General features: G+C 53.5%; 18 protein-coding genes and 1 rRNA gene. 9 read left to right on the top strand and 10 right to left on the bottom strand.

Features of this window, described 5'->3' with window-relative positions; translation table 11 throughout:
* Nucleotides 1-3: 3 nt before the first annotated feature.
* Nucleotides 4-195, bottom strand: coding sequence for a YbaY family lipoprotein (locus CFT68_RS22215; protein ID WP_212590350.1), 192 nt, complete (start codon nucleotides 193-195; stop codon nucleotides 4-6).
* Between the two features lie 359 nt (nucleotides 196-554).
* Between CFT68_RS22215 and CFT68_RS21390 the strand changes: the two genes are divergently transcribed.
* On the top strand, nucleotides 555-998 hold the full coding sequence (locus CFT68_RS21390) for a hypothetical protein (RefSeq protein ID WP_141106376.1): 444 nt from the start codon (nucleotides 555-557) through the stop codon (nucleotides 996-998).
* 108 nt (nucleotides 999-1,106) lie between these two features.
* Here CFT68_RS21390 and CFT68_RS00075 read toward each other — a convergent pair whose 3' ends face one another.
* Nucleotides 1,107-2,081, bottom strand: a complete 975-nt coding sequence (locus tag CFT68_RS00075; protein ID WP_088841400.1) for an arginase — start codon at nucleotides 2,079-2,081, stop codon at nucleotides 1,107-1,109.
* A gap of 285 nt (nucleotides 2,082-2,366) precedes the next feature.
* Here CFT68_RS00075 and CFT68_RS00070 point away from each other — a divergent pair, with 285 nt between their 5' ends.
* The 3 genes from CFT68_RS00070 to CFT68_RS21705 all read left to right on the top strand — a co-directional run bounded on the left by CFT68_RS00070 (nucleotide 2,367) and on the right by CFT68_RS21705 (nucleotide 4,431).
* Nucleotides 2,367-3,770 carry a type III PLP-dependent enzyme domain-containing protein gene (locus CFT68_RS00070; protein ID WP_088841399.1) on the top strand — a complete coding sequence of 468 codons (1,404 nt, stop codon included), beginning with the start codon at nucleotides 2,367-2,369 and terminating at the stop codon, nucleotides 3,768-3,770.
* A 174-nt stretch (nucleotides 3,771-3,944) separates the two neighbouring features.
* On the top strand, nucleotides 3,945-4,100 hold the full coding sequence (locus CFT68_RS21710; RefSeq protein WP_170934657.1) for a hypothetical protein: 156 nt from the start codon (nucleotides 3,945-3,947) through the stop codon (nucleotides 4,098-4,100).
* A gap of 181 nt (nucleotides 4,101-4,281) precedes the next feature.
* Nucleotides 4,282-4,431, top strand: a complete 150-nt coding sequence (locus tag CFT68_RS21705) for a hypothetical protein (protein ID WP_170934656.1) — start codon at nucleotides 4,282-4,284, stop codon at nucleotides 4,429-4,431.
* 79 nt (nucleotides 4,432-4,510) lie between these two features.
* Here the strand turns inward: CFT68_RS21705 and CFT68_RS00065 are convergent, their stop codons facing one another.
* Nucleotides 4,511-5,047 carry a D-glycero-alpha-D-manno-heptose-1,7-bisphosphate 7-phosphatase gene (locus tag CFT68_RS00065; protein ID WP_088841398.1) on the bottom strand — a complete coding sequence of 179 codons (537 nt, stop codon included), beginning with the start codon at nucleotides 5,045-5,047 and terminating at the stop codon, nucleotides 4,511-4,513.
* 136 nt (nucleotides 5,048-5,183) lie between these two features.
* Here CFT68_RS00065 and hemG point away from each other — a divergent pair, with 136 nt between their 5' ends.
* From hemG to CFT68_RS00050, 3 genes are all read left to right on the top strand, one after another.
* The gene (gene hemG / locus CFT68_RS00060) at nucleotides 5,184-6,518 is read left to right on the top strand and encodes a protoporphyrinogen oxidase (protein ID WP_088841397.1); all 1,335 of its coding nucleotides are present in this window, start codon (nucleotides 5,184-5,186) and stop codon (nucleotides 6,516-6,518) included.
* A gap of 291 nt (nucleotides 6,519-6,809) precedes the next feature.
* A complete protein-coding gene (locus CFT68_RS00055) occupies nucleotides 6,810-7,610 on the top strand; it encodes a polyprenol monophosphomannose synthase (RefSeq protein ID WP_088841396.1) in 801 nt (266 codons plus the stop codon).
* 58 nt (nucleotides 7,611-7,668) lie between these two features.
* Complete coding sequence (locus tag CFT68_RS00050) at nucleotides 7,669-8,622, top strand: TerC family protein (RefSeq protein ID WP_088841395.1); 954 nt, start codon at nucleotides 7,669-7,671, stop codon at nucleotides 8,620-8,622.
* Nucleotides 8,623-8,761: 139 nt separating this feature from the next.
* On the opposite strand, the gene CFT68_RS00045 is transcribed toward CFT68_RS00050, so the two are convergent.
* Nucleotides 8,762-10,903 (bottom strand): biosynthetic peptidoglycan transglycosylase, encoded by a 2,142-nt coding sequence (locus CFT68_RS00045; RefSeq protein WP_088841394.1) that lies wholly within the window; start codon nucleotides 10,901-10,903, stop codon nucleotides 8,762-8,764.
* Nucleotides 10,904-11,070: 167 nt separating this feature from the next.
* On the opposite strand from CFT68_RS00045, the gene purB reads away from it, so the two are divergent.
* Both purB and CFT68_RS00035 read left to right on the top strand, forming a co-directional pair.
* Nucleotides 11,071-12,435 carry an adenylosuccinate lyase gene (gene purB, locus CFT68_RS00040; protein ID WP_088841393.1) on the top strand — a complete coding sequence of 455 codons (1,365 nt, stop codon included), beginning with the start codon at nucleotides 11,071-11,073 and terminating at the stop codon, nucleotides 12,433-12,435.
* Between the two features lie 60 nt (nucleotides 12,436-12,495).
* Nucleotides 12,496-13,593 carry a glycosyltransferase family 9 protein gene (locus CFT68_RS00035; RefSeq protein ID WP_088841392.1) on the top strand — a complete coding sequence of 366 codons (1,098 nt, stop codon included), beginning with the start codon at nucleotides 12,496-12,498 and terminating at the stop codon, nucleotides 13,591-13,593.
* A 95-nt stretch (nucleotides 13,594-13,688) separates the two neighbouring features.
* Here the strand turns inward: CFT68_RS00035 and CFT68_RS00030 are convergent, their stop codons facing one another.
* From CFT68_RS00030 to rrf, 6 genes are all read right to left on the bottom strand, one after another.
* The gene (locus CFT68_RS00030) at nucleotides 13,689-14,819 is read right to left on the bottom strand and encodes a glycosyltransferase (protein WP_088841391.1); all 1,131 of its coding nucleotides are present in this window, start codon (nucleotides 14,817-14,819) and stop codon (nucleotides 13,689-13,691) included.
* A gap of 84 nt (nucleotides 14,820-14,903) precedes the next feature.
* Complete coding sequence (locus tag CFT68_RS00025) at nucleotides 14,904-15,890, bottom strand: glycosyltransferase family 2 protein (protein WP_088841390.1); 987 nt, start codon at nucleotides 15,888-15,890, stop codon at nucleotides 14,904-14,906.
* The gene (locus tag CFT68_RS00020) at nucleotides 15,883-16,407 is read right to left on the bottom strand and encodes a DUF4199 domain-containing protein (RefSeq protein WP_088841389.1); all 525 of its coding nucleotides are present in this window, start codon (nucleotides 16,405-16,407) and stop codon (nucleotides 15,883-15,885) included. The genes CFT68_RS00025 and CFT68_RS00020 overlap by 8 nt, the downstream gene beginning before the upstream one ends.
* 39 nt (nucleotides 16,408-16,446) lie before the next feature.
* Nucleotides 16,447-16,938 carry a DUF4199 domain-containing protein gene (locus tag CFT68_RS00015; protein ID WP_170934655.1) on the bottom strand — a complete coding sequence of 164 codons (492 nt, stop codon included), beginning with the start codon at nucleotides 16,936-16,938 and terminating at the stop codon, nucleotides 16,447-16,449.
* Nucleotides 16,939-17,024: 86 nt separating this feature from the next.
* Nucleotides 17,025-19,088, bottom strand: coding sequence for a vWA domain-containing protein (locus tag CFT68_RS00010; RefSeq protein WP_088841387.1), 2,064 nt, complete (start codon nucleotides 19,086-19,088; stop codon nucleotides 17,025-17,027).
* Between the two features lie 467 nt (nucleotides 19,089-19,555).
* Nucleotides 19,556-19,640, bottom strand: a 5S ribosomal RNA gene (gene rrf, locus CFT68_RS22470); the annotation flags it as partial.

Here is a 19,640-nt window from a genome sequence, read left to right as displayed (position 1 = left end):
CAGCTACATCCCCTGGCGCGACACATCCAGCAGCTGTACGCGCACCACAGCCGTAGCTGGTAGCGCTATCCTCCCCCGGTATGCCAGGGTGCCCGTTACAGAATTCTTCACGATGGCCACGGCAGAAGTAGCTGCTGTGCCTGCCGTGCCCGGCGAAGAAGGTGTGGCGGTGCATGATACTAACGAGGCGGCCATACTAAGCGTGAGCAAGAAAAAACGGCATTTCATAGAAACAACAAAAAGCGGATACGACAGCACCCCCTAATATATCCGCTTCATTTAAAGAAACTTATCTAGGCATCACGTTTAAGAATGATTGCACTGGCACACTGAAAACATAGGACAAAATGTACCAGCGTCTAGCTACTAAACAAAAACAGATAAGTACATAAAATCATAATCTTTTGATTTAGTGAGAAGAATATTTGCAAAATTTCAAGAAACCATAAATATAACTATGACAACTTTTATTTTTATTTTTCTAATAAATACTAATATTGGTTAGTATATTAGTTCTATAATTCCACGGTATCTTAACCTTAAAGGCAAAAATCATGAAGAACATCTCCAATTCCAGAATTACCCTGCTTTGTAGTCTCCTTATGCTAGCTGGTTGTAGCAAAGAAGCAGAACAAGTAAAACCACAGTCTGTTAAAAATCAGCAGAATGGCATTTATGATAATACAGGCGGAGCCACCCAAAATGGAAATGGAGCTTATACACAGAAATATGATCGTAGCGTATGTATGATCCACTCTTTAACTGGGTTAAATGCAGGAATAGGCTGCACTGAGATGACTCAGACCAAATGGATGATTACTCCCAAAGGGGTAGGAACTTCTGTTTGGGAAGGCACATTACCGACTGATGCTATATTACCATCTACTCGGCCATATATCGTACCCTATACGGAAAGTGAGACTGGGGTACAGTACAACTGTACTACAACATTTGATGTTAGTACCAATACCTTCAAAATGACTATTACCAACAAATAAGAACTCTCATTCCATAAGTTTATAGAAGACTAGCCTCCAATGCATTTGTAAATGCATTGGAGGCTAGTCTTCTATAAACTTATGCACCAACCTATTAAAAATATCAGTTTACCGGCTCACCACTTCCTCCATGCGCAACCGGTTCTGTATGGCGTCGGTGGCGGCTTCCAGAATATCGAAGGCGTTGGTGGCCATGGTATTTTCGCTGTCGAGGGTGGGGTTGATTTCCACCATCTCGAAGCACACCACCCGGTCATTGTCTAGCAGGGCGCGGCACAGGCTGATGGCTTCTTCCACATTCAGGCCCTCTTCTACGGGCGTGCCGGTGCCTTTGCTGAAGCGCGAATCCAGGGAGTCAACATCGAAGGAGATGTATACCATGTCGCAGAAGCGCAGCCGCTCATAGATTTCGCGGGCTACCTGGCGCGTGCCTTTCGCCTTTACTTCATCTAGCTTGTAATTCTTGATGCCCAGGCGCTCTATAATGGCGTTTTCCTCGTGCTCCGTGTCGCGGACTACTACATACACGAGGTGCTCACCCGTTACTTTGGGGCCCGGCTCGCCCAGGTTCTGGAGCTTACGCCAGAAAAACTCGGTTTCTGGCTCTACGTGGTTGCGCTGACATTCGCGGTTATCATCGCCGAGCGAGATTGCAAGCGGCATGCCGTGCATGTTGCCCGAGGGCGTGGTGTAGGGCGAGTGAATATCGGCGTGGGCATCTATCCAGACGACGCCCAGCGTTTTGTGCGGATAGGCGGCCTTGATGCCCGCAATAGTGGCCGAGGCGTTGCTATGGTCGCCGGCCAGCACCAGCGGGAACTCGCCGAAACGCAGGGTTTGTTCTACGGCGCTGGCTATGCCCTTTTGCACCGTGTAAATAGAATCGATGTGCTTGGCTTTCGGAAAGTGGTTTTTCTCGAAAAGCACGTGGTTCAGGTCAGGAACACTGACCGAGTTGAAGCGGCGGAAGTAGTCGGATCCTTTGTTGAGGCACGCCACCTTGAGGGCATCTACGCCCAGGCTGGCACCACGGGTTCCGGCCCCGAGTTCGGAGCGGACTTCCAGAAGCTTAATACGTCGCATATTACATTGGCAGGAAAAGGGTTAAGTGGTTTAGATGCTTGCCGATTGAGGGGCCTAGCGCCCCTCAGGCTTGACGCGCACAGACCTTCCGGCGCAACCAACGAACATAGCACAACCAAAACCCCCGCGAGGGGGTATCTTTGCGGGTACTAAGTTCGCAAAAAGCGCGCACACAGTCCAGTTTCTTCTATTGTTTCCGCGCTCATTCGTGGCGGCTTCTCGTCAGTAACCTGATTTACTGCGTGCTGCAGCCTGCATTGAGCCTCCAGACCCTCTTTCCTCCGAATGGATACCTATCACGACCTGATTTCCCAAACCTTCGATTTCCCCACTCAAGAGTTTCAAGTAGAGCAAAATGAGCTGCGCTTCCACGGCATCGACCTGATGGCCCTGGTAGAAAAGCACGGCACGCCGCTCCGCCTCACCTATCTACCCAAAATCAGCTCCCAGATTCAGCGGGCTAAAGAGTGGTTCCGGGTGGGCATTGAGAAAACCGGCTACACCGGCAAATATTCGTACGCCTATTGCACCAAGGCCTCGCACTTCAGCTTTGTGGTAGAAGAGGCCCTGAAAAACGACGTCCACATTGAAACGTCGTCGTGGTTTGATACCAGCATCATCCGGGCCATGCACGCCAAAGGCAAGGTGAACAAGGACACGTTCATTATCTGCAACGGCTTCAAGACCGAGGAATACAAGCGCGAAATCACTAGCCTTATTAATGATGGCTTCGTGAATTGCATGCCCATCCTCGACTCGCCAAACGAAGTGGCCTACTACCACGACAACGTGCGCGAAAAGTGCAACGTGGGTATGCGCTTGGCTTCCGATGAAGAGCCCCGCTTCCAGTTCTATACCTCGCGCCTGGGCATCCGCTACTCCGACGCTATTCCGCTCTATGAGCAGAAGATCAAGCATGATCCGCGCTTCGAGCTCACGATGCTGCACTACTTCATCAATACCGGCATCAAGGACACGTCCTATTATTGGTCGGAGCTGAGCCGCTTTGTGCACCAGTACTGCGAGCTGCGCAAAGTGTGCCCTACCCTCACTACCATCGACATTGGGGGTGGCCTTCCGATTCAGACCAGCATCCAGAAGGAGTACGACTACCAGTATATGGTAGAGGAAGTGTTGCGCACGGTGCAGCGCATCTGCCAGGAAGAAGGCGTGCCGGAGCCGGATATCTTCACGGAATTCGGCATTTTCACTGTGGGCGAGTCGGGCGCAACGCTCTACTCTATTCTCGATGAGAAGCTGCAGAACGACAAGGAGCTGTGGTACATGATTGACGGCTCGTTCATCACGAACCTGCCCGATACCTGGGCCCTGAACCAGCGCTTCATTATGCTGGCCCTGAACGGCTGGAACAAGCAGTACAAGAAAATCCAACTCGGCGGCCTCACCTGCGACTCGCAGGACTACTACAACGCTGAGAAACACATCTATCAGGTGTTTCTGCCGGAGCGCAAGCCCGCTAAGGATACGGAGCCGCTGTACGTGGGCTTCTTCCACACCGGCGCCTACCAGGAAAGCCTCTCAGGCTACGGCGGCATCAAGCACTGCCTGATTCCGGCCCCCAAAATGGTCATTCTGGACCGCGCCGAGGATGGCACCCTTACTGACCGTGTGTTTGCCGAAGAGCAAACCGGCGAGTCGATGATGCGTATTCTGGGCTACCAGCAATAGTTCCTAGAAATACTGTAAAGCCCCATGTCTAGGCCAGTTAAACGGCAGACATGGGGCTTTTTACTGGCCTAGGCCACCTTCCGGAGAAACATCAACGCGGCAACTTGGACGCGGCCTGGGGTTCATCTACCTTTACCTTTCCGAATCAGCTCGTCTTTACAATTTACCATTCTCATGAAGAAAGTTCTACTCCTGGCTTGCGTAGCCACCCTAGGCCTGGGCGCCTGTAATAAGAAGTCGCAGTGCCCAGCGTACTCGAGCACGAAAGAGGCTTCGCGCCTGTCGTTCCCTATCTCGGCCAGCACGGCTCCCGCTTCGCCCCGCCAGTAATTTTGGTTCTGCTAAAGAGCTTGTAAAGCTCCTTCTGCTGCTAGCGGAAGGAGCTTTTTTATGGTAGAAAAAAATCAGTGCATCTGTGCAATTAATTGCACTTGGGTAGCGTTCCGAAGCGGAACATACTTGCTACAAGAGGTTTGGAATTGTGAAGCCCTCTTAATAATTGCACTAAAACATGAAAAAACTGCTTATACTCGCAGTCCTCGGTGGGGTTACGCTTGGGTCGTGCCGTACCAAATGTCCCGCTTATTCCACCACCAAACCGGCCACGCACGTGTCCACTACCATCACGGCCAGCGCGGAAGTTCCCACGGAGCGCCAGTAGGCTAGACTTCTCTTGCCAACGCGCCCACCGTCTCCCATTGGAAAGGTGGGCGCGTTGTTTTTGTTGCTAGGCCAGTGGCTTAGCTCGCTCCCAGAATTAGGTCGGTGGCGGCGCTTAAATCGGCAACGTGCGGCTGATAGTCGGCGGTTTCGGAGTGGCCTACCAGAATGCCACGCACGCCCACCTTGGCCCCTGCCTGTATATCGCGGTGCCGGTCGCCGACTATCCAGCACTGGGCCGGATCGAGGGCAAAGCGCGCCATTGCTTTCTCCAGCATCAGCGAGTCGGGCTTGCGGGATAAAGACTCCGATACGCTGGGGTGAGATGGGGCGAAATAGAGCGCATCAAGCAGGTTTCCGCAGGCAAGCTGGAGCTTCTCGTGGCAGGCCTGCACATCGGTTTCAGTATACAGCTTTTTGGCGATGCCCGCTTGGTTAGTGATGACTACCAGATAATAGCCGGCCTGCTTCAGGCGGGCCAGACTCTCGGGCACACCATCCAGCACCATAAATTTCTCCGGCTGCCATACGTAGTCGCCAATTTCTTCATTGAGCACGCCGTCGCGGTCCAGGAACACGGCTTTTCCGCGGGGCGGGGTGGGTACAGGAGGATTCATTGGCCCAAAGCTACAACAGCGACCCGGTTACCAGGGCTTTAGGCCACTTGTTGCCACACTTAGGCGCTACCGTACCCTCGCTAGGCCAGGGTGCAGTACCTTTGTGGCTGCATATCTACTTCGCACCCCTGTTTTCATGAATGTAGCCATCATTGGCGGCGGCATTTCGGGCCTCACCCTGGCCTGGCATCTGCAAAAAGCCGGAGCCCATTATGATCTGTTTGAGGCCTCGCCCCGCGGCGGCGGCATTGTGCGCTCAGAGCGCCAGGGCGAGTATCTGCTGGAAACCGGGCCGAACTCGCTGCAGCTCAGCCCTGAGCTGGAAGAGCTAGTACAGGCGCTAGGCCTAGCCGACCAGGTGCAGGATGCAGCGGCCGTGAGCCAGAACCGCTACGTGCTGCGTGATGGGAAATACCGCCAGCTGCCAGGCACACCGCCGAGCTTACTAACGGGCAAATTTTTCAATCTGAAAGGCAAATGGAATATTCTGCGCGAACTAACGCGCCCTCCCCTGCCCCCCGACCCAACCGAAACGCTAGCCAGTTTTTTCCGCCGCCGCTTCGGCTCCGAAGTCGTGGACTATGCCCTGAACCCATTTATCTCGGGCATCTATGCCGGCGACCCGGAGCAACTGCTGCTGCACAAAACCTTTCCGCAGCTGGCGGCGCTGGAGCAGGCGCACGGCTCCGTGCTGCGCGGCCTCATGAAGAAAAAGGATGGAGCCGCCGGCCGCCGGCGCATCTTTACCCTGCGCAACGGCCTGCAAACCCTCACCGATAAGCTGCTTGCCCAACTACGCCGCGCCCACATTGGAGCAGCTGTCACCTCTCTGCACCGCGATGACGAAGATGGTCGCTGGGAATTAGAAACCACTGCCGGCCCCGCCCCGCGCCGCTATGATACCGTGGTGCTGTGCCTCCCCGCTTACGCCGCTGCCGACCTGCTGCAGCCCGGATTCCCGGAGGCTGCCGCCGCGCTAGGTCAAGTGTATTATCCCCCAATGGCGGCCATATACACGGCCTATCAGCGCGCCGATGTGCAACACCCGCTTGATGGATTCGGGGCTCTGCACCCTAAGGCAGAACAGGCCTACGCTGCTGGCAGCGTCTGGACCAGTTCTATTTTCCCAAATCGGGTGCCGGCCGGGCAGGTATTGTTTACCACGTTTGTAGGCGGCAGCCAGTATGAAGCCAACGCTCGCGAGCCAGAAGCAGATCAAAAGGCCGCCGTACATGCTGAGCTAAGCCGTTATTATGGCATAAAAGGAGCTCCGGTGTGGCAGTACCGTTACTATTGGGAGCGGGCTATTCCGCAGTTTGATGCCCGCATTGTGCCCGCACATGCTGCTATCGATGCCCTGGCGCCGCTCGGGCTGCATGCTACGGCCAATTGGCGAGCCGGCGTCGGTGTGCCTGATTGTGTGCGCCACGCCAAAGAGTTGGCCGGCAAGCTATTTCCTGCACTCCTCTAAAATCTATTTATCCAGCAAAATTCGTAGGTGATCCATATAGAAATAGTATTTTAGATATACTGCTTAGCTTTCTACTGAATAAGTAGATTTGCGGCCTCCAGGATGAACATAATGCACCCGGTGCGCGGTTATAAACATCAGAAAGAATACGTTTCCTGCATGCAATTTGGGGAGTGTATTTATGTCCTTGATCCTGCTCTTACTTAGCTGTTTCTTCCTTTATTCTGCATTAGCTATTCCTGTTCTATTTCCGACGCTAAATAAGTCGACCACGCCACATACCTTTGGACTATGAATAACGGGCTTGTCCTGATACCGACCTACAACGAGCGTGAAAATGCGGAACTGATCATCCGCAAGGTCTTTTCATTGCCCAAAGCTTTCAATGTGCTCATCATTGATGATGGCTCGCCTGATGGCACTGCTGCCATTATCCGCAACCTGATGCCTGAGTTTCCAGGGCGCCTGTTTCTGGAGGAGCGTAAGGGCAAGTTGGGCCTGGGTACCGCATACATTCACGGTTTTAAATGGGCCTTGGCGCACGGCTACGAGTATATTTTCGAGATGGACGCCGACTTCTCGCATAACCCCGACGACCTAATTCGGCTTTACGACGCCTGCGCCCACCAAGAATATGATCTGGCCATTGGTTCGCGCTACATTCAGGGTGTGAACGTGGTGAACTGGCCAATGAACCGGGTGCTTATGTCGTGGTTTGCCTCGGCTTACGTGCGTTTCATCACCGGCATGCCCATCATGGATGCTACGGCCGGCTTCAAGTGCTACACGGCCCGTGTGCTGCGCACCATTCCGCTTGATCAGATCCGGTTTGTGGGCTATGCCTTCCAAATTGAGATGAAATGGCTGACTTACAAATTTGGATTCCGCATTAAGGAGGTGCCCATCATCTTTACTGACCGCACCCGGGGAACCTCCAAAATGAGCAAGGGTATTGTGCAGGAAGCTTTCCTGGGCGTTATCCGAATGAAGATCAGCAGCTGGTTTCGCCGGTTTGAGCGTCCGGCGGCAGCCCTAACGGCTGTTCCTGCCTCAGCTACCATGTCGGCAACCCCAACTCCCGAAACCCGGTAAGCAGCAGAAGTATACAGCCGCGCTAGTAACTGGCGCTGGATACGTATCTTTTGGCTGCATGGACAACACTCCTCTATTCTGGCTTGCCTTCAACGCCTTTGTGGTGGCGTTGTTACTACTTGATTTGCTGGTATTTAACCGCAAAGCACATGTGGTCCGCATGCGGGAAGCACTTGGGTGGAGTGCTTTTTGGATTGCGCTGTCGCTTTCCTTCAACTATCTGGTTTATCGTTGGCTGGGCAAGCAGGCCGCCATGGAGTTCCTCACAGGCTACCTGATTGAGAAATCCCTGAGCGTTGATAACCTATTTGTCTTTCTGCTCATCTTCACCTACTTCAAGGTTCCGCAGCAGTACCAGCACAAAATCCTGTTCTGGGGGATTATTGGGGCCTTAGTCTTGCGGGCGGCCTTTATCCTGGTTGGGGCGGCCTTGCTGGCCAAATTCCACTTCCTGTTGTATGTGCTGGGTGCCTTCCTCGTGTATACTGGCGTAAAAATGGCTACCAGCGCCGGCGAGCCAGAAATCGACCCCGACAATAATCCGGTTGTCAAGTTTCTGAGCCGCCACTTGCCCATTACCAGCCGCCTTCACGAAGGCAAGTTCTTTGTCCAGAAAGATGGCCTACGGTTCGCGACGCCCCTATTTGTGGTGCTCGTGATGGTGGAAACAACCGATGTGATGTTTGCCGTCGATTCTATCCCGGCAATTCTGGCTGTATCGCGCGATACGTTTATCGTGTACACTAGCAACGTATTTGCTCTGCTAGGCCTACGGGCGCTGTACTTCGCGCTTGAAGGCCTGATGCGCCTGTTCCATTACCTGCACTACGGCCTCTCGCTCATCCTGATTTTTATTGGTGGCAAGCTGCTTTTTCAGGAGATATACCACATTCCGATGGGCATTTCTTTGGCCGTGGTAGGCTTTATTCTGGTTATGTCAGTGGTCATATCGTTGCTGCTGCCAAAGAAGCTAGAAGTACCAGACCCTGTTAGCACCGAACAACCAGAATAGGCGGCATCTTATCCACGCAAGTGGCCTAGCAGCCAAAGGCCACTTGCGTGGCTCATATCGTTAAGCTCCTACATATGGCACAGGCCCCGCTAGTATCTGCTAGCGGGGCCTGTGTGATAATTAAGACCTCTCAGGTGGCCTAGGGCTTTGGGGGTGGCGGCGGGGTGGCGGGCACTTCCTGGTTTACACCGGCGTCGGGCGCCGCGGCGCCGCCTAGCAAGTCAATCAGGTTGAGCGGCTCAAATTGCGAGGAATCGGCGGGTTGCACAGTACGCACGGTGTCGCGCACGGCCCGGAAGATGGAGCCATGGGCCCGACCGGGGAAGTTGAGGCTGTAGCTTAAGGTGCCCCGGTCTCCCTCCGAAATCAGGCCTTTTCGCAGCATCAGGTCGGCAATAAGCCGGTGGAAGTAGCGGGCTGAACCGCGCATCTCGCCGTACTGGTTGAAAGAACGCTGGTAGTACTTGGGCCGCGGAATAATACTGGCCAGGTATAGGCTCTCCGACAAATTGAGGTTGGCGGGCTGCTTATCAAAGTAGAAGCGCGCGGCTTCATCGACGCCATAAATTTTCGGTCCCCATTCAATAATGTTGAGGTACACCTCTAGCATCCGCTCTTTAGAGGCCAAGCGCGTGTTCTCAATGATCCAAACAATCAGTGCTTCCTCCACTTTCCGCACGATGGTTTTCTTGCGCGTCAGGAACACGTTTTTTACCAGCTGCATCGAGATGGTGCTGCCGCCGCGAGCGAAACGCCGCTCCTTGAGGTTCTGGATGGCTGATTTCACGAAGGCCTTTTCCATAAACCCTCGGTGAGTCATGAAGCGCGGGTCCTCGGCCGTCATGATGGCGGCTTTCAGATAATCAGAGACCTGATTGTAGGGCGTGAACTCTGGGTTAGAGGGACCTACGAGGAAGGTTTTTACGGAGTCGCCTTTGTCGTTGTAGGCCGTATACGGGAACTGTTCGTTGAGCTTGTTCAGGTTTTCGCGGCCGAAGCGGGTTACGCGAAACTTGGTGGCCTGCAGTCCTGAGTTAAACTGAAGGCTATCTAGCTTGTTCATGTCCAAGTTCGCTTTGAGGCGATACTTGAGCGTGCCTTCAGCCTGCGTGCCTTCCAGCGTTTCGAACATGCCCTCGGGCAGCGAGGCAAAAAAGTCGTTGGCGGCCGTTTCAGCCGATTCCACATTCAGCTTCACCTGTAGGCCGGCCAGAAACTGGTTGCGGTTGGTGAGGCCATTGATTTGCTTGCCAATCACGCGTTGTGGCACCGGCAGCCGCCGTACCGAAAGCTCCGGAAAGAACTCCATCTTATTGAGGAGCACTCTTGTGCCCTTCTCCAGCGCAAACGAGGCCTGGCCTAGACGCGTCACGAAGTCGATGCCGCCGCGTGGGAAGCGCACGTCGCTGTCGGAGAGCTTGGGGTGGTTTACGATGAAGTTGGTGGCGGAAGCCGTGCCTTTTACCGTAAGTTCATCGTCATTCATTTTCTTGTCCGTCAGGCTCACCCGGATAGTATCAAACTGCACCCGGGCGCCATACCGGCTCTGCACATACGGCAGGATCACGGGGCGCTTATCGAGGCCAAAAATTCGGGCATCTACTTGGTAGTCGCCGGCATCAATGCGACCCTGCACACCCATCCGGTTAGTTACGGAGTCAACAACTGCCGTGAGCTGGCCCGTGATGTCGCCATCCTTAATTGCCAGACGCGGCATAGTGAGCGTGGCTGAGTGGCGCGGGCTGCGGTACGTGACCAGGAAATTGCGAAAATCAGCTTCTACAGGCACGTTATCGAAGGCCGCTTCCAGGAGCTGGTTGGCCAGCAGTCCGTAGTTGGTGCCTTTGGTCGTGTCGCGGGGCACTACTCGCTCGCCTTTTTTCTTGCGGTAGAGAAACGAATAGTTATCAGTGGTAGCGGTTTTATGAGCCGTCAGGCGAGCATCATCTATTTCCAGATTGCTGAACACTGGCCTACCAGCAAACAGGCTGCGCACACTCAGCGAGGCGCGCACGGCCTGAGCTTTCAGCAACGTATCGGCGGGTTGGGCGGCTGGTACCAGGCTCATGCCTTCCAGCCGAACGGTATTCAGATCGGTGAAGCGAGCGGGCCCGAGGGTGAGCTTAACGGGGAACTTCCGCTCTACTTTGGCTTTCACCTGCTGCAGGGCATAATCGAGCAGCTGCTGCCGCTTGAGCAGGAAAATACTTAGGCCTACGGCGAGCAATACGACAAGAATGCCTAAGCCGATGCCGATTTTACGTTTGGTTGCTGGAGTCACGCGAACAGTCAGGGAGAAAGGAAGTCGCGGCCGGCTCGTACCAGATTCGTGCCGAACCCGCCGCCGCTCGGAAAACAAAGGTAGCGAAAAAGGCCCGCGCGTGTTCTGGCCCTACGGCCCACCTTTCGCTACCTTTGGCGCACTTGGCCTACCAACTCCTTCTACGCATGTCTTCTGCCGCCGACTACGCCGTTCTTTCTCCACTCACTGCCATATCGCCGCTCGATGGCCGCTACCGCCGGCAAACCACGCCGCTGGCCCCGTATTTTTCGGAGCTGGCTCTGATTCGTTACCGCGTGCTGGTGGAGGTAGAGTACTTTATTTCCCTCTGCGAACTGCCATTGCCCCAGCTCACAGAAGTTGATGCCGAAGTATTCCCCGCCCTGCGTGGCCTCTATACGGGCTTCTCAGTGACCGATGCAGAGGCCGTGAAAGCGCACGAGCGGGTCACGAACCATGATGTGAAGGCGGTAGAGTATTTCCTGCGCGACAAGTTTGCGGCGCTAGGCCTAGGCCAGTATCTGGAGTTCATTCACTTCGGCCTCACGTCGCAAGACATCAACAACACCGCCATTCCGCTCAGCCTGCAGCACGCGCTTATTCATACACTGCTGCCGGCCTACGCCAGCGTACGCAACCAGCTAGCAGGGCGTGCCAATGATTGGGCCGCCGTGCCGATGCTGGCCCGCACTCACGGTCAGCCGGCCTCCCCTACCCGCTTAGGTAAGGAAATAGAAGTATTTGTAGCACGCCTCGATGGCCAGGTTGAGTTGCTAGCGCAGGTGCCTTTTGGAGCAAAATTCGGTGGGGCCACCGGCAACTTCAACGCCCACCATGTGGCCTACCCTACCACCGACTGGCATCAGTTTGCCCAGCAATTTGTGGAAGGTCGTCTGGGTCTAAAGCGCAGCCACCCGACCACTCAGATTGAGCACTACGACCACCTAGCAGCTCTCTGCGACGGCCTCAAGCGCCTCAACACTATTCTCATCGACCTAGCCCGCGACGTGTGGCAGTATATCTCAATGGGCTACTTCCGCCAGACCATCAAGGCCGGCGAAGTAGGCTCATCGGCCATGCCTCACAAAGTGAACCCCATTGACTTTGAAAACGCGGAAGGCAACCTGGGCCTAGCCAATGCCGTGCTGGAGCACCTCGCCGCTAAGCTCCCCATCAGCCGCCTACAGCGTGACCTTACCGATTCTACGGTGCTGCGCAACCTGGGAGTGCCGCTAGGCCACACGCTCATTGCCTTGGCCTCCCTGCAGCGCGGCCTCGATAAGCTGGCCCTTGATGAAGAAGCCCTGCGCCGCGACCTGGAAGCGAACTGGCCGGTAGTGGCCGAGGCCATCCAAACCATTCTGCGCCGCGAGAACTACCCTGACCCCTACAACGCCCTCAAAGCGCTTACCCGCACGCACGGACCCGTCACAGAACACACCATTCGGGAGTTCATCGATACTTTAGATGTAAACGACGGTGTGAAAGAGGAGCTGCGCGCCATTTCGCCTAGCAGCTACGTGGGCATGTAATTTTCACCTTGTCGTTCTGCCTTTGTGCAGGACGACAGATGCTTTATCTATAAGTTTCTCATGCCCGACCTCAACGGCATTCCTGTCCATCCCGACTGCCGCCATTTTCGCGGTGATATTCCCTGCCGCCCCAACAAGGAGCACGGCTACCAGTGCGCCAATTGCCCGGTGTATGCGCCTATCCAGCAGCGTATCCTGATTATTAAACTTGGCGCCATTGGCGACGTAATTCGGACGACACCGTTGCTGCGGCGGTTACGGCAGGAATATCCGGCAGCCAAAATCACGTGGCTTACGCTCACGCCGGCCATTCTGCCGGCCGGCGAAATTGAGGAAGTGCTGAAGCTGGATTTGCCATCCGTTTTGCATTTGCAGCAACGCGAATTTGATATTCTCTTCAACCTCGACAAGGACAAAGAAGCCTGCGCCCTGCACGATTCCATTAAGGCGCATCAGAAGTTTGGATACCGCTTGCACCCTGAATATGGTGTAGCATGGCCTAGTAATACGCTGGCTAACCACAAGTTCCTGACCGGCGTGTTCGACGAACTGAGTATTCAGAACGAGAAGCCTTACGTGCAGGAAATATTCGAGCTGTGCGGCTACGAATTCCGGGGCGAGGAATACGTGTTCGACACGCACGAAGACAAAGGCTACGACTGGACCCAACTGCCAACGGGTGGCCTACGCATCGGCCTGAACACTGGCTGCGGCGACCGGTGGACGACCCGCTTGTGGTCAGATGAGAAATGGGTTTCGCTGATCCGGCAGTTGCAACACGCCGGCTATGCCCCGGTGCTGCTGGGTGGCCTAGCCGAGGATGAGCGCAACCAGCGCCTCCAGGCAGCTACCGGCGCAGCGTATCTGGGTACCTTCCCCTTGGAACAGTTCATCAACATGATGCACCAAATGGATGGCATTGTAACGCAAGTGACGATGGCTATGCACATCAGCATTGCCTTGCGGAAGCCTACCATTCTGATGAATAATATCTTCAACCCCTACGAATTCGACCTCTACGGCCGAGGCCAACTCGTGCAGCCCAACCGCCAGTGCGTGTGCTTCTACCGGGGCAGCTGCAAGCTCGGAACTAGTTGCATGGAAGAGTTGCCCGCAGAAAAAGTGTTTGCAGCTGTGCAGGCGAGCGTGCCTCGGTAACTGTTACAAAGTGCCGTGATATATCATTATTAAAAAAGAGCCTTACCTGTTCGCAGGTGAGGCTCTTTTGCTTTGTAGAAGGCACCTGCAGTGGCCTAGGCCACGTTGGCCACCTCTTTCAGGGCTTTCACCATTTCTTCCCACGAGAATTCCTTCTTCTTCGCCCACACACCAGCCGTAAATTCGGCTTCGCGCTGGTGCTGATAGAAATCCACCAAGGCATCAGCAATGGCTTTGGGCTTAGGCGGCACCACGTAGCCCACCTCTCCATCCGGAATCAGCTCGGCGAGGCCTCCTACGTCGGTCACGAGCATGGGCCGCTCGAAGTGGTAGGCAATCTGCGAGACGCCGCTTTGGGTGGCATTTTTGTAGGGCTGCACAATCAGGTCGGCGGCACAGAAATAGTCCACCACTTTTTCATTCGGAATAAAGTCCGTGGCTCTGATCAGGCGGCTTTCGAGGTTGTGCTGGGCAATCAGAACTTCATAAGGCGCGGCATCCTCATAATACTCGCCAGCTATGATGAGCTTCACAGGCAGCTGCGCTAGTCGCTCATCAGCAAAGGCTTCCAGCAAGATATCCAGCCCTTTGTAGGCCCTGATAAAACCAAAGAACAGCAAATACCCAAACTCGGGAGATAGGCCTAGGCCACGTAGTGCCTCTGCTTTCGGCTTCAATGGCCCAAAATTGTCGTACAGCGGATGGGGTTTGTACTGGGCTGGTTGCTTGAAGTGCAGGCGGCGCAAATCGGCTAGCACAGAGCGGCTCATCGTCACGAAACCATGGCAGGCCGACAGGAAATACTTCGTCAGAGGTCGGTCGCCGGGGCGCTTCTCGTGCGGAATCACATTATCGGTAATGGCCACCACGCGGGTATGGCGGTTGCGCTGCACTAAGCGAGCCACGGTGCCTAGAGCTGGCCCCATAAAGGGCAGCCAGAACCGAAATATGACCAGATCGGGCCGCTCCCGCCGCAGCTTATTCCCGACTGTGTACCAGCTCAGCGGATTCACCGAATTCAGACTTACCTCAATATCCAGATCCGTGGGGCCAGGTTCGGTGCTGAATTGCGTTTGGCCCGGGAACAGAAAGTCGGGGTACTGCAACGAAAACGTGACAAGTCGCACTTCATCACCTGCCTCCTGAAATGCCCGCGCAAGTCGCTCATTGTAAGTAGCTAGGCCACCTCGCAGTGGATATGCTGGTCCGATGATAACGACTTTCATATAACTGGATTTCTGCCTGCATGTCAAAAACCTGCTCCTGGTTCTATAAGAGGCCTAGAGAGCAGGTTTTTGCACGCAGGGAGTTCAATTTAAATTCAGCTTCTCCTTTACCAAGTAGTCGTTGCGGTTGGAGCCGTTGAGCTGCACCATTTCGGCCAGAAAACCTGCTAAAAAGAGCTGAACGCCAATAACTACGGCCACCAGAGCCAGAAAAAACAATGGCTGTGCTGTTACATCGCGGGCCCGTAGGTTATGGGCGGCCAGCCATACTTTTTCAATCACCAGCCAGAGTGTTATCAGCATTCCTAGCAGGAATGAGAGCGTGCCCAAAGCGCCAAAAAAGTGCATCGGCCGCCGCCGAAACCGGCTCACGAACGTGATACTCATCAAGTCCAGGAAGCCATATACGAAGCGCTCCAGCCCAAACTTGGTGGTGCCGTATTTGCGCTCCTGGTGCTGCACCACTTTCTCGCCAATTTTGCGGAAGCCGGCCCATTTGGCAATAACCGGAATGTAACGATGCATCTCGCCGTATACTTCCACGCTTTTCACCACGCGGCTGTCGTAGGCCTTCAGGCCGCAGTTGAAATCGTGCAGATTGATGCCCGAAATCCAGCGTGTCACGCCATTGAACAGCTTCGTCGGGATGGTTTTGCTCAGCGGATCGAACCGCTTTTTTTTCCAGCCACTAACGAGGTCTAGGCCATCCTGCGTAATCATGCGGTAGAGTTCCGGCAGTTCCTCCGGCGAGTCCTGCAGGTCGGCATCCATGGTACACACTACCCGGCCGGTAGTTTCCTTGAAGCCCACATTCAGAGCCGCCGATTTACCGTAATTCCGGTTGAATCGGATGCCCCGAATGTGGGTGTCTTCCAGAGCTAAGTCTTCAATTACTTCCCAGGAAGTGTCTGTCGAGCCGTCGTCAATCAGGATGACTTCGTACGTTAGGCCATGCTGGGCCAGCACACGGTGAATCCAGCGAGTAAGCTCGGGTAAAGATTCGGCCTCGTTGAGCAGCGGAATGACAATAGACAGCTCAACAGGATAATGATGCGGCAAACGCTTACTCAAACTCGGGACGGGTGTGTTTCGTGAAAGCTGAAATAATCAGCGAGATAATAAACCCAAATAGCAGAGCGCCTAAAATACCGAAGACGATGGTAAGCGGGCCTCCGCTGAATTTGGATACCATTGCCATGGACTGATCAATTTGAGCGTCGTCGAGTCCTTTCTCCTCCATGCGACTACGAGTTATCTCCATCACCCGGTTCATATAATCGGGGTCAATGAAAGACATGTAGATATAGCTAAAAATGCCGCTCAGCGCTCCTGTAACACCCGAAACTATTGTACCGATACTCAAGCCCTGGCCATAGGACATGAAGCCGCCGTTCATATTCTTGAAGCTTTTATGGGCTAGCACTATTCCTACCACCATAATGACCAAGCTTAACCATCTCAGTGGAGTTTCTGGATCACTGATAAGCGCTAACTGTAGCAACGATACAACAGTCGCTATCAAACCAGTGATGAGTCCGTAGCGAATGCCAACAGAAGAAGGGGTTGTAGGTGTAGTAGTGTTTTCCATTGTGAGTAGGAATAAGTGAAAGAATGATGGGAAGGTATATTATTTCCGCAAAAACACCCCACCTGGTATACTCAAGACTACTCCCCACAACATCTTCTTCACAAACTCATCCTGAGCAAACGCCTGTGGGGTCTGGGCCAGATTGCGAAGTGTTGCTTCGTATTGCTGCCGGCCGTTCGTCTGCTTTAAATACATATCCTTGGCAGCTGCCAACATCTGCTTGGCCTCTGTAAGATGTTGCCTGATCAGGTCAGGGTCGGCTACCCGGGCAAATATATAGATGCCAACCGCAGCTAAGCTTGCCCCAATCAAAGTTGTAGTGAGGCCTACACCTATCGAGCGGCCTAGGCCAGGTCCGTTAGCATAATAACGCCTCAACAGAATCTGACTGACAATAGCAGCAATAGGTGGGAAAAAGTCGGACAAGGTCCGTTTCAGCCCATAAGGATTGTTATTGGTCAGATACAAAAACAGTATCCAACTAAGGCAAAGTACACCTGTAGCCGCGCCACACAAAACGGCAGTACGCAACACTGGACTGGCAGGAGTAGAAGGGTAATTGGCAGGTTCCAAACGCAAAAAACTAGTGATGCGGCAAGATACAAGCTTTGCTCAACCTATGCAGCCTGGGCCACTGGAACAGCAATGTGCTTGCGCCCCGCGAAACGAAGTAAGAATGCTTCAGCAAGCAAACAAACTAATGCACCTACCAAGCAATAGCGCCACAGAGGCACTCCCACACGCGTAGCCTTATACTGAGCTGCCACCGTCTGCCCTGCCCCTGGCTCGTACACTCGTACATTCGGATGATTGTCGCCAACCAATTGCCGAAACTCAGCGGCAGAATAACTCGATAAGTCAGATTCGCGCTTATCAAAGTTAAAAGCCAGTTTGCTGATCATTGCTTCGCCGCGTAATAGTTCATAATAGCCGGGCTCCTGCATTCCGGGAGGCACATCCATAACCAAACGGCCATCCTGTACACGTTGGGCAGGAATATAAGTAGCGCTATCATGCCGTAAGCGATAAACTGCTTCCCGATTAGCGGTAGCAGGCAGTTGCTCGGGTAAGTTCACTCTAAAAGTCTGCTCACTTAGCTGGTAGGCCAGTGGCTGCACTTGCTGATGGCTCTGCATCGCCAACCGATACATCACAGGCACAAACAACGCATGCTGAGTGAAATCAGAATAGGCTTGATTAAATGGTGACGAAAACAAATACACGCTGCCTTTGCCACTAGGAAAAGCCGCTAGAAATCCATCTCCATCCCGTAGCTGCAGCACATCCGTTCCAGATCGGGTCCAGCGTAATACCGGAGCAGCTTTTGGCATACTTGCTGGCCGGTTTTTGGTAGCAAAAACGTCATGAAAGAAGGGATTTTGCTTGCTGGGCTCGGCTACATCGCGCAATACCGGTGTAACACCAGCAGCATTTGTCTCCCATTGAATACGGCCAATTCCTAATTCCCGGAAAAGTGTGTTGTAGGCCACTTGTGCTTGCTTAGAAGCGGAGGGCACCACTACAATCGTAGCACCTCGCTGTGCTGCTTGCCTTAAACTTTGCTGTAGGCCACTAGAAAGGCTTTCTGCCTCTCGTAATACAATCAAATTTGCATCCGCAATGGCCCGGTAATCGGTAAGCTGCGGCCGTACATGCTGATAAGAGAACAGCGGCTCGTTGCCGTATAGCTTATCTAATGAACTAGTAGTCGCAATTTCTACTACTTTGATTCGTGCAGATGGCTGTAGCATGAAATAGTAGGTGTTGTCGAATTCGACAGGTACATCTTCTACCTCCACCCTGCATGCCTGTGTTTCAGTGCCTTCTAAGCGCACACGTACAGCTGTAACAATGCTCTGTTTGGCCGGTATAGCAGCCTGAAACGCACCTACCTGTTTATTACCTACGAACAGCTTTGTTGGGCAGGTGGCAACGTCTTTGTTGCCCCCGTTGCGGAGCCGTATACGCAGCAGTGCATCAACATTAGCTCTTATAAAAGCATCATCCAGCCATACGCTGTCTACAAAAACATTAGAGCCTGCCTCGCCTGCAACCGGCACCAGATACACTTGTTTAGCAGTATCGATAGACTCTATTGCCTGAGTAATAGCGTCATTTTTCTGGAAATCTGAGAAAACAAAAACGGGCCCTTTATTACCACCTAATCCCGTCTGAGCAAGCCTTAACATTTGGGCTATGCCTCTAAAATGCCCAGAGGGTTGCAACTGCTGAATACTAGCTCGGTATGCAGCAGCGGTGGAAGTTTCGCGCTGGCCCAGTAAAACGAACCTGGAAGTTGGAGGAAATGCCAAAGGCAATTCCTCTGCTTCTTTTAATGCTACCTCAAAGGCTGATTCGCCACTTTTAGCAACCTGTTGCATACTTGCGCTCTGGTCCAACAAGATGCTGACTGCACCGCTAGTATTATCACCTTGGTCTTTTGCAGGGATAAAAGGCTGGGCAAAAAGAAGAACCAAAAAGATTATAAATCCAACTCTGGCAAGGAGTACTAACAGATGCTTCAGCTTGCGTTGTTTTGCGGCAATTAATTTCACCTCACGGATGAACTCCACGTTAGTAAAAAAAACACGTTGCGGCCGCCTTAGCTCAAACAGATGAATTACAACCGGTATTGCGGTTGCAACTAAGCCTAGCAGAAACCAAGGATATGTGAAGACCATCTATCAGGTAGTATCTGGTGAAGGTAGATACAAAGTTCTACTCCCAAACGTATAAATAGGCCTCTTATGATTTTACTATGAATTGGAGGAGCAAAAAATTACATATCAATTTGAAGATGATAATGGTTAAGTGGCAGCTATACATACGTGCATAGCTTAGCTCACTTACTGGCGTTACACATTAAGCACAAGCTAGATAGGATAAGCGAAATGGCCCAGGCACCTGCTGATATTAGGTACCTGGGCCATTTCGCGGAGGCAGTAGGAGGCGCCTTCATCCAGCAGCCGACGCTAATTAGCGGCCGCGGCATTGGGCATCTCGCCGACCAGTACCACCAGCTTAAACAGCCTATGCCGAGGCGGGCTGGGGATGGTATAAACGACAACGAGCTGCCTCCGTCGGGGGCATCGCCTACCCGGGGGGGGAGGGACACACACCACAAGGGGGCAGCTCGGTGCACTAGTAAGGTTGGCGGCGACCTACTCTCCCGCCGGTGAAGGCAGTACCATGGGCGCTCCGGGGCTTAACGACTCTGTTCGGAATGGGAAGAG

The organism is Hymenobacter gelipurpurascens (assembly GCF_900187375.1).
Classification (GTDB): Bacteria; Bacteroidota; Bacteroidia; order Cytophagales; family Hymenobacteraceae; genus Hymenobacter; species Hymenobacter gelipurpurascens.
The sequence above is the reverse complement of the archived record's forward strand: the minus strand, read 5'-3'. Positions and strand labels throughout refer to the sequence as shown.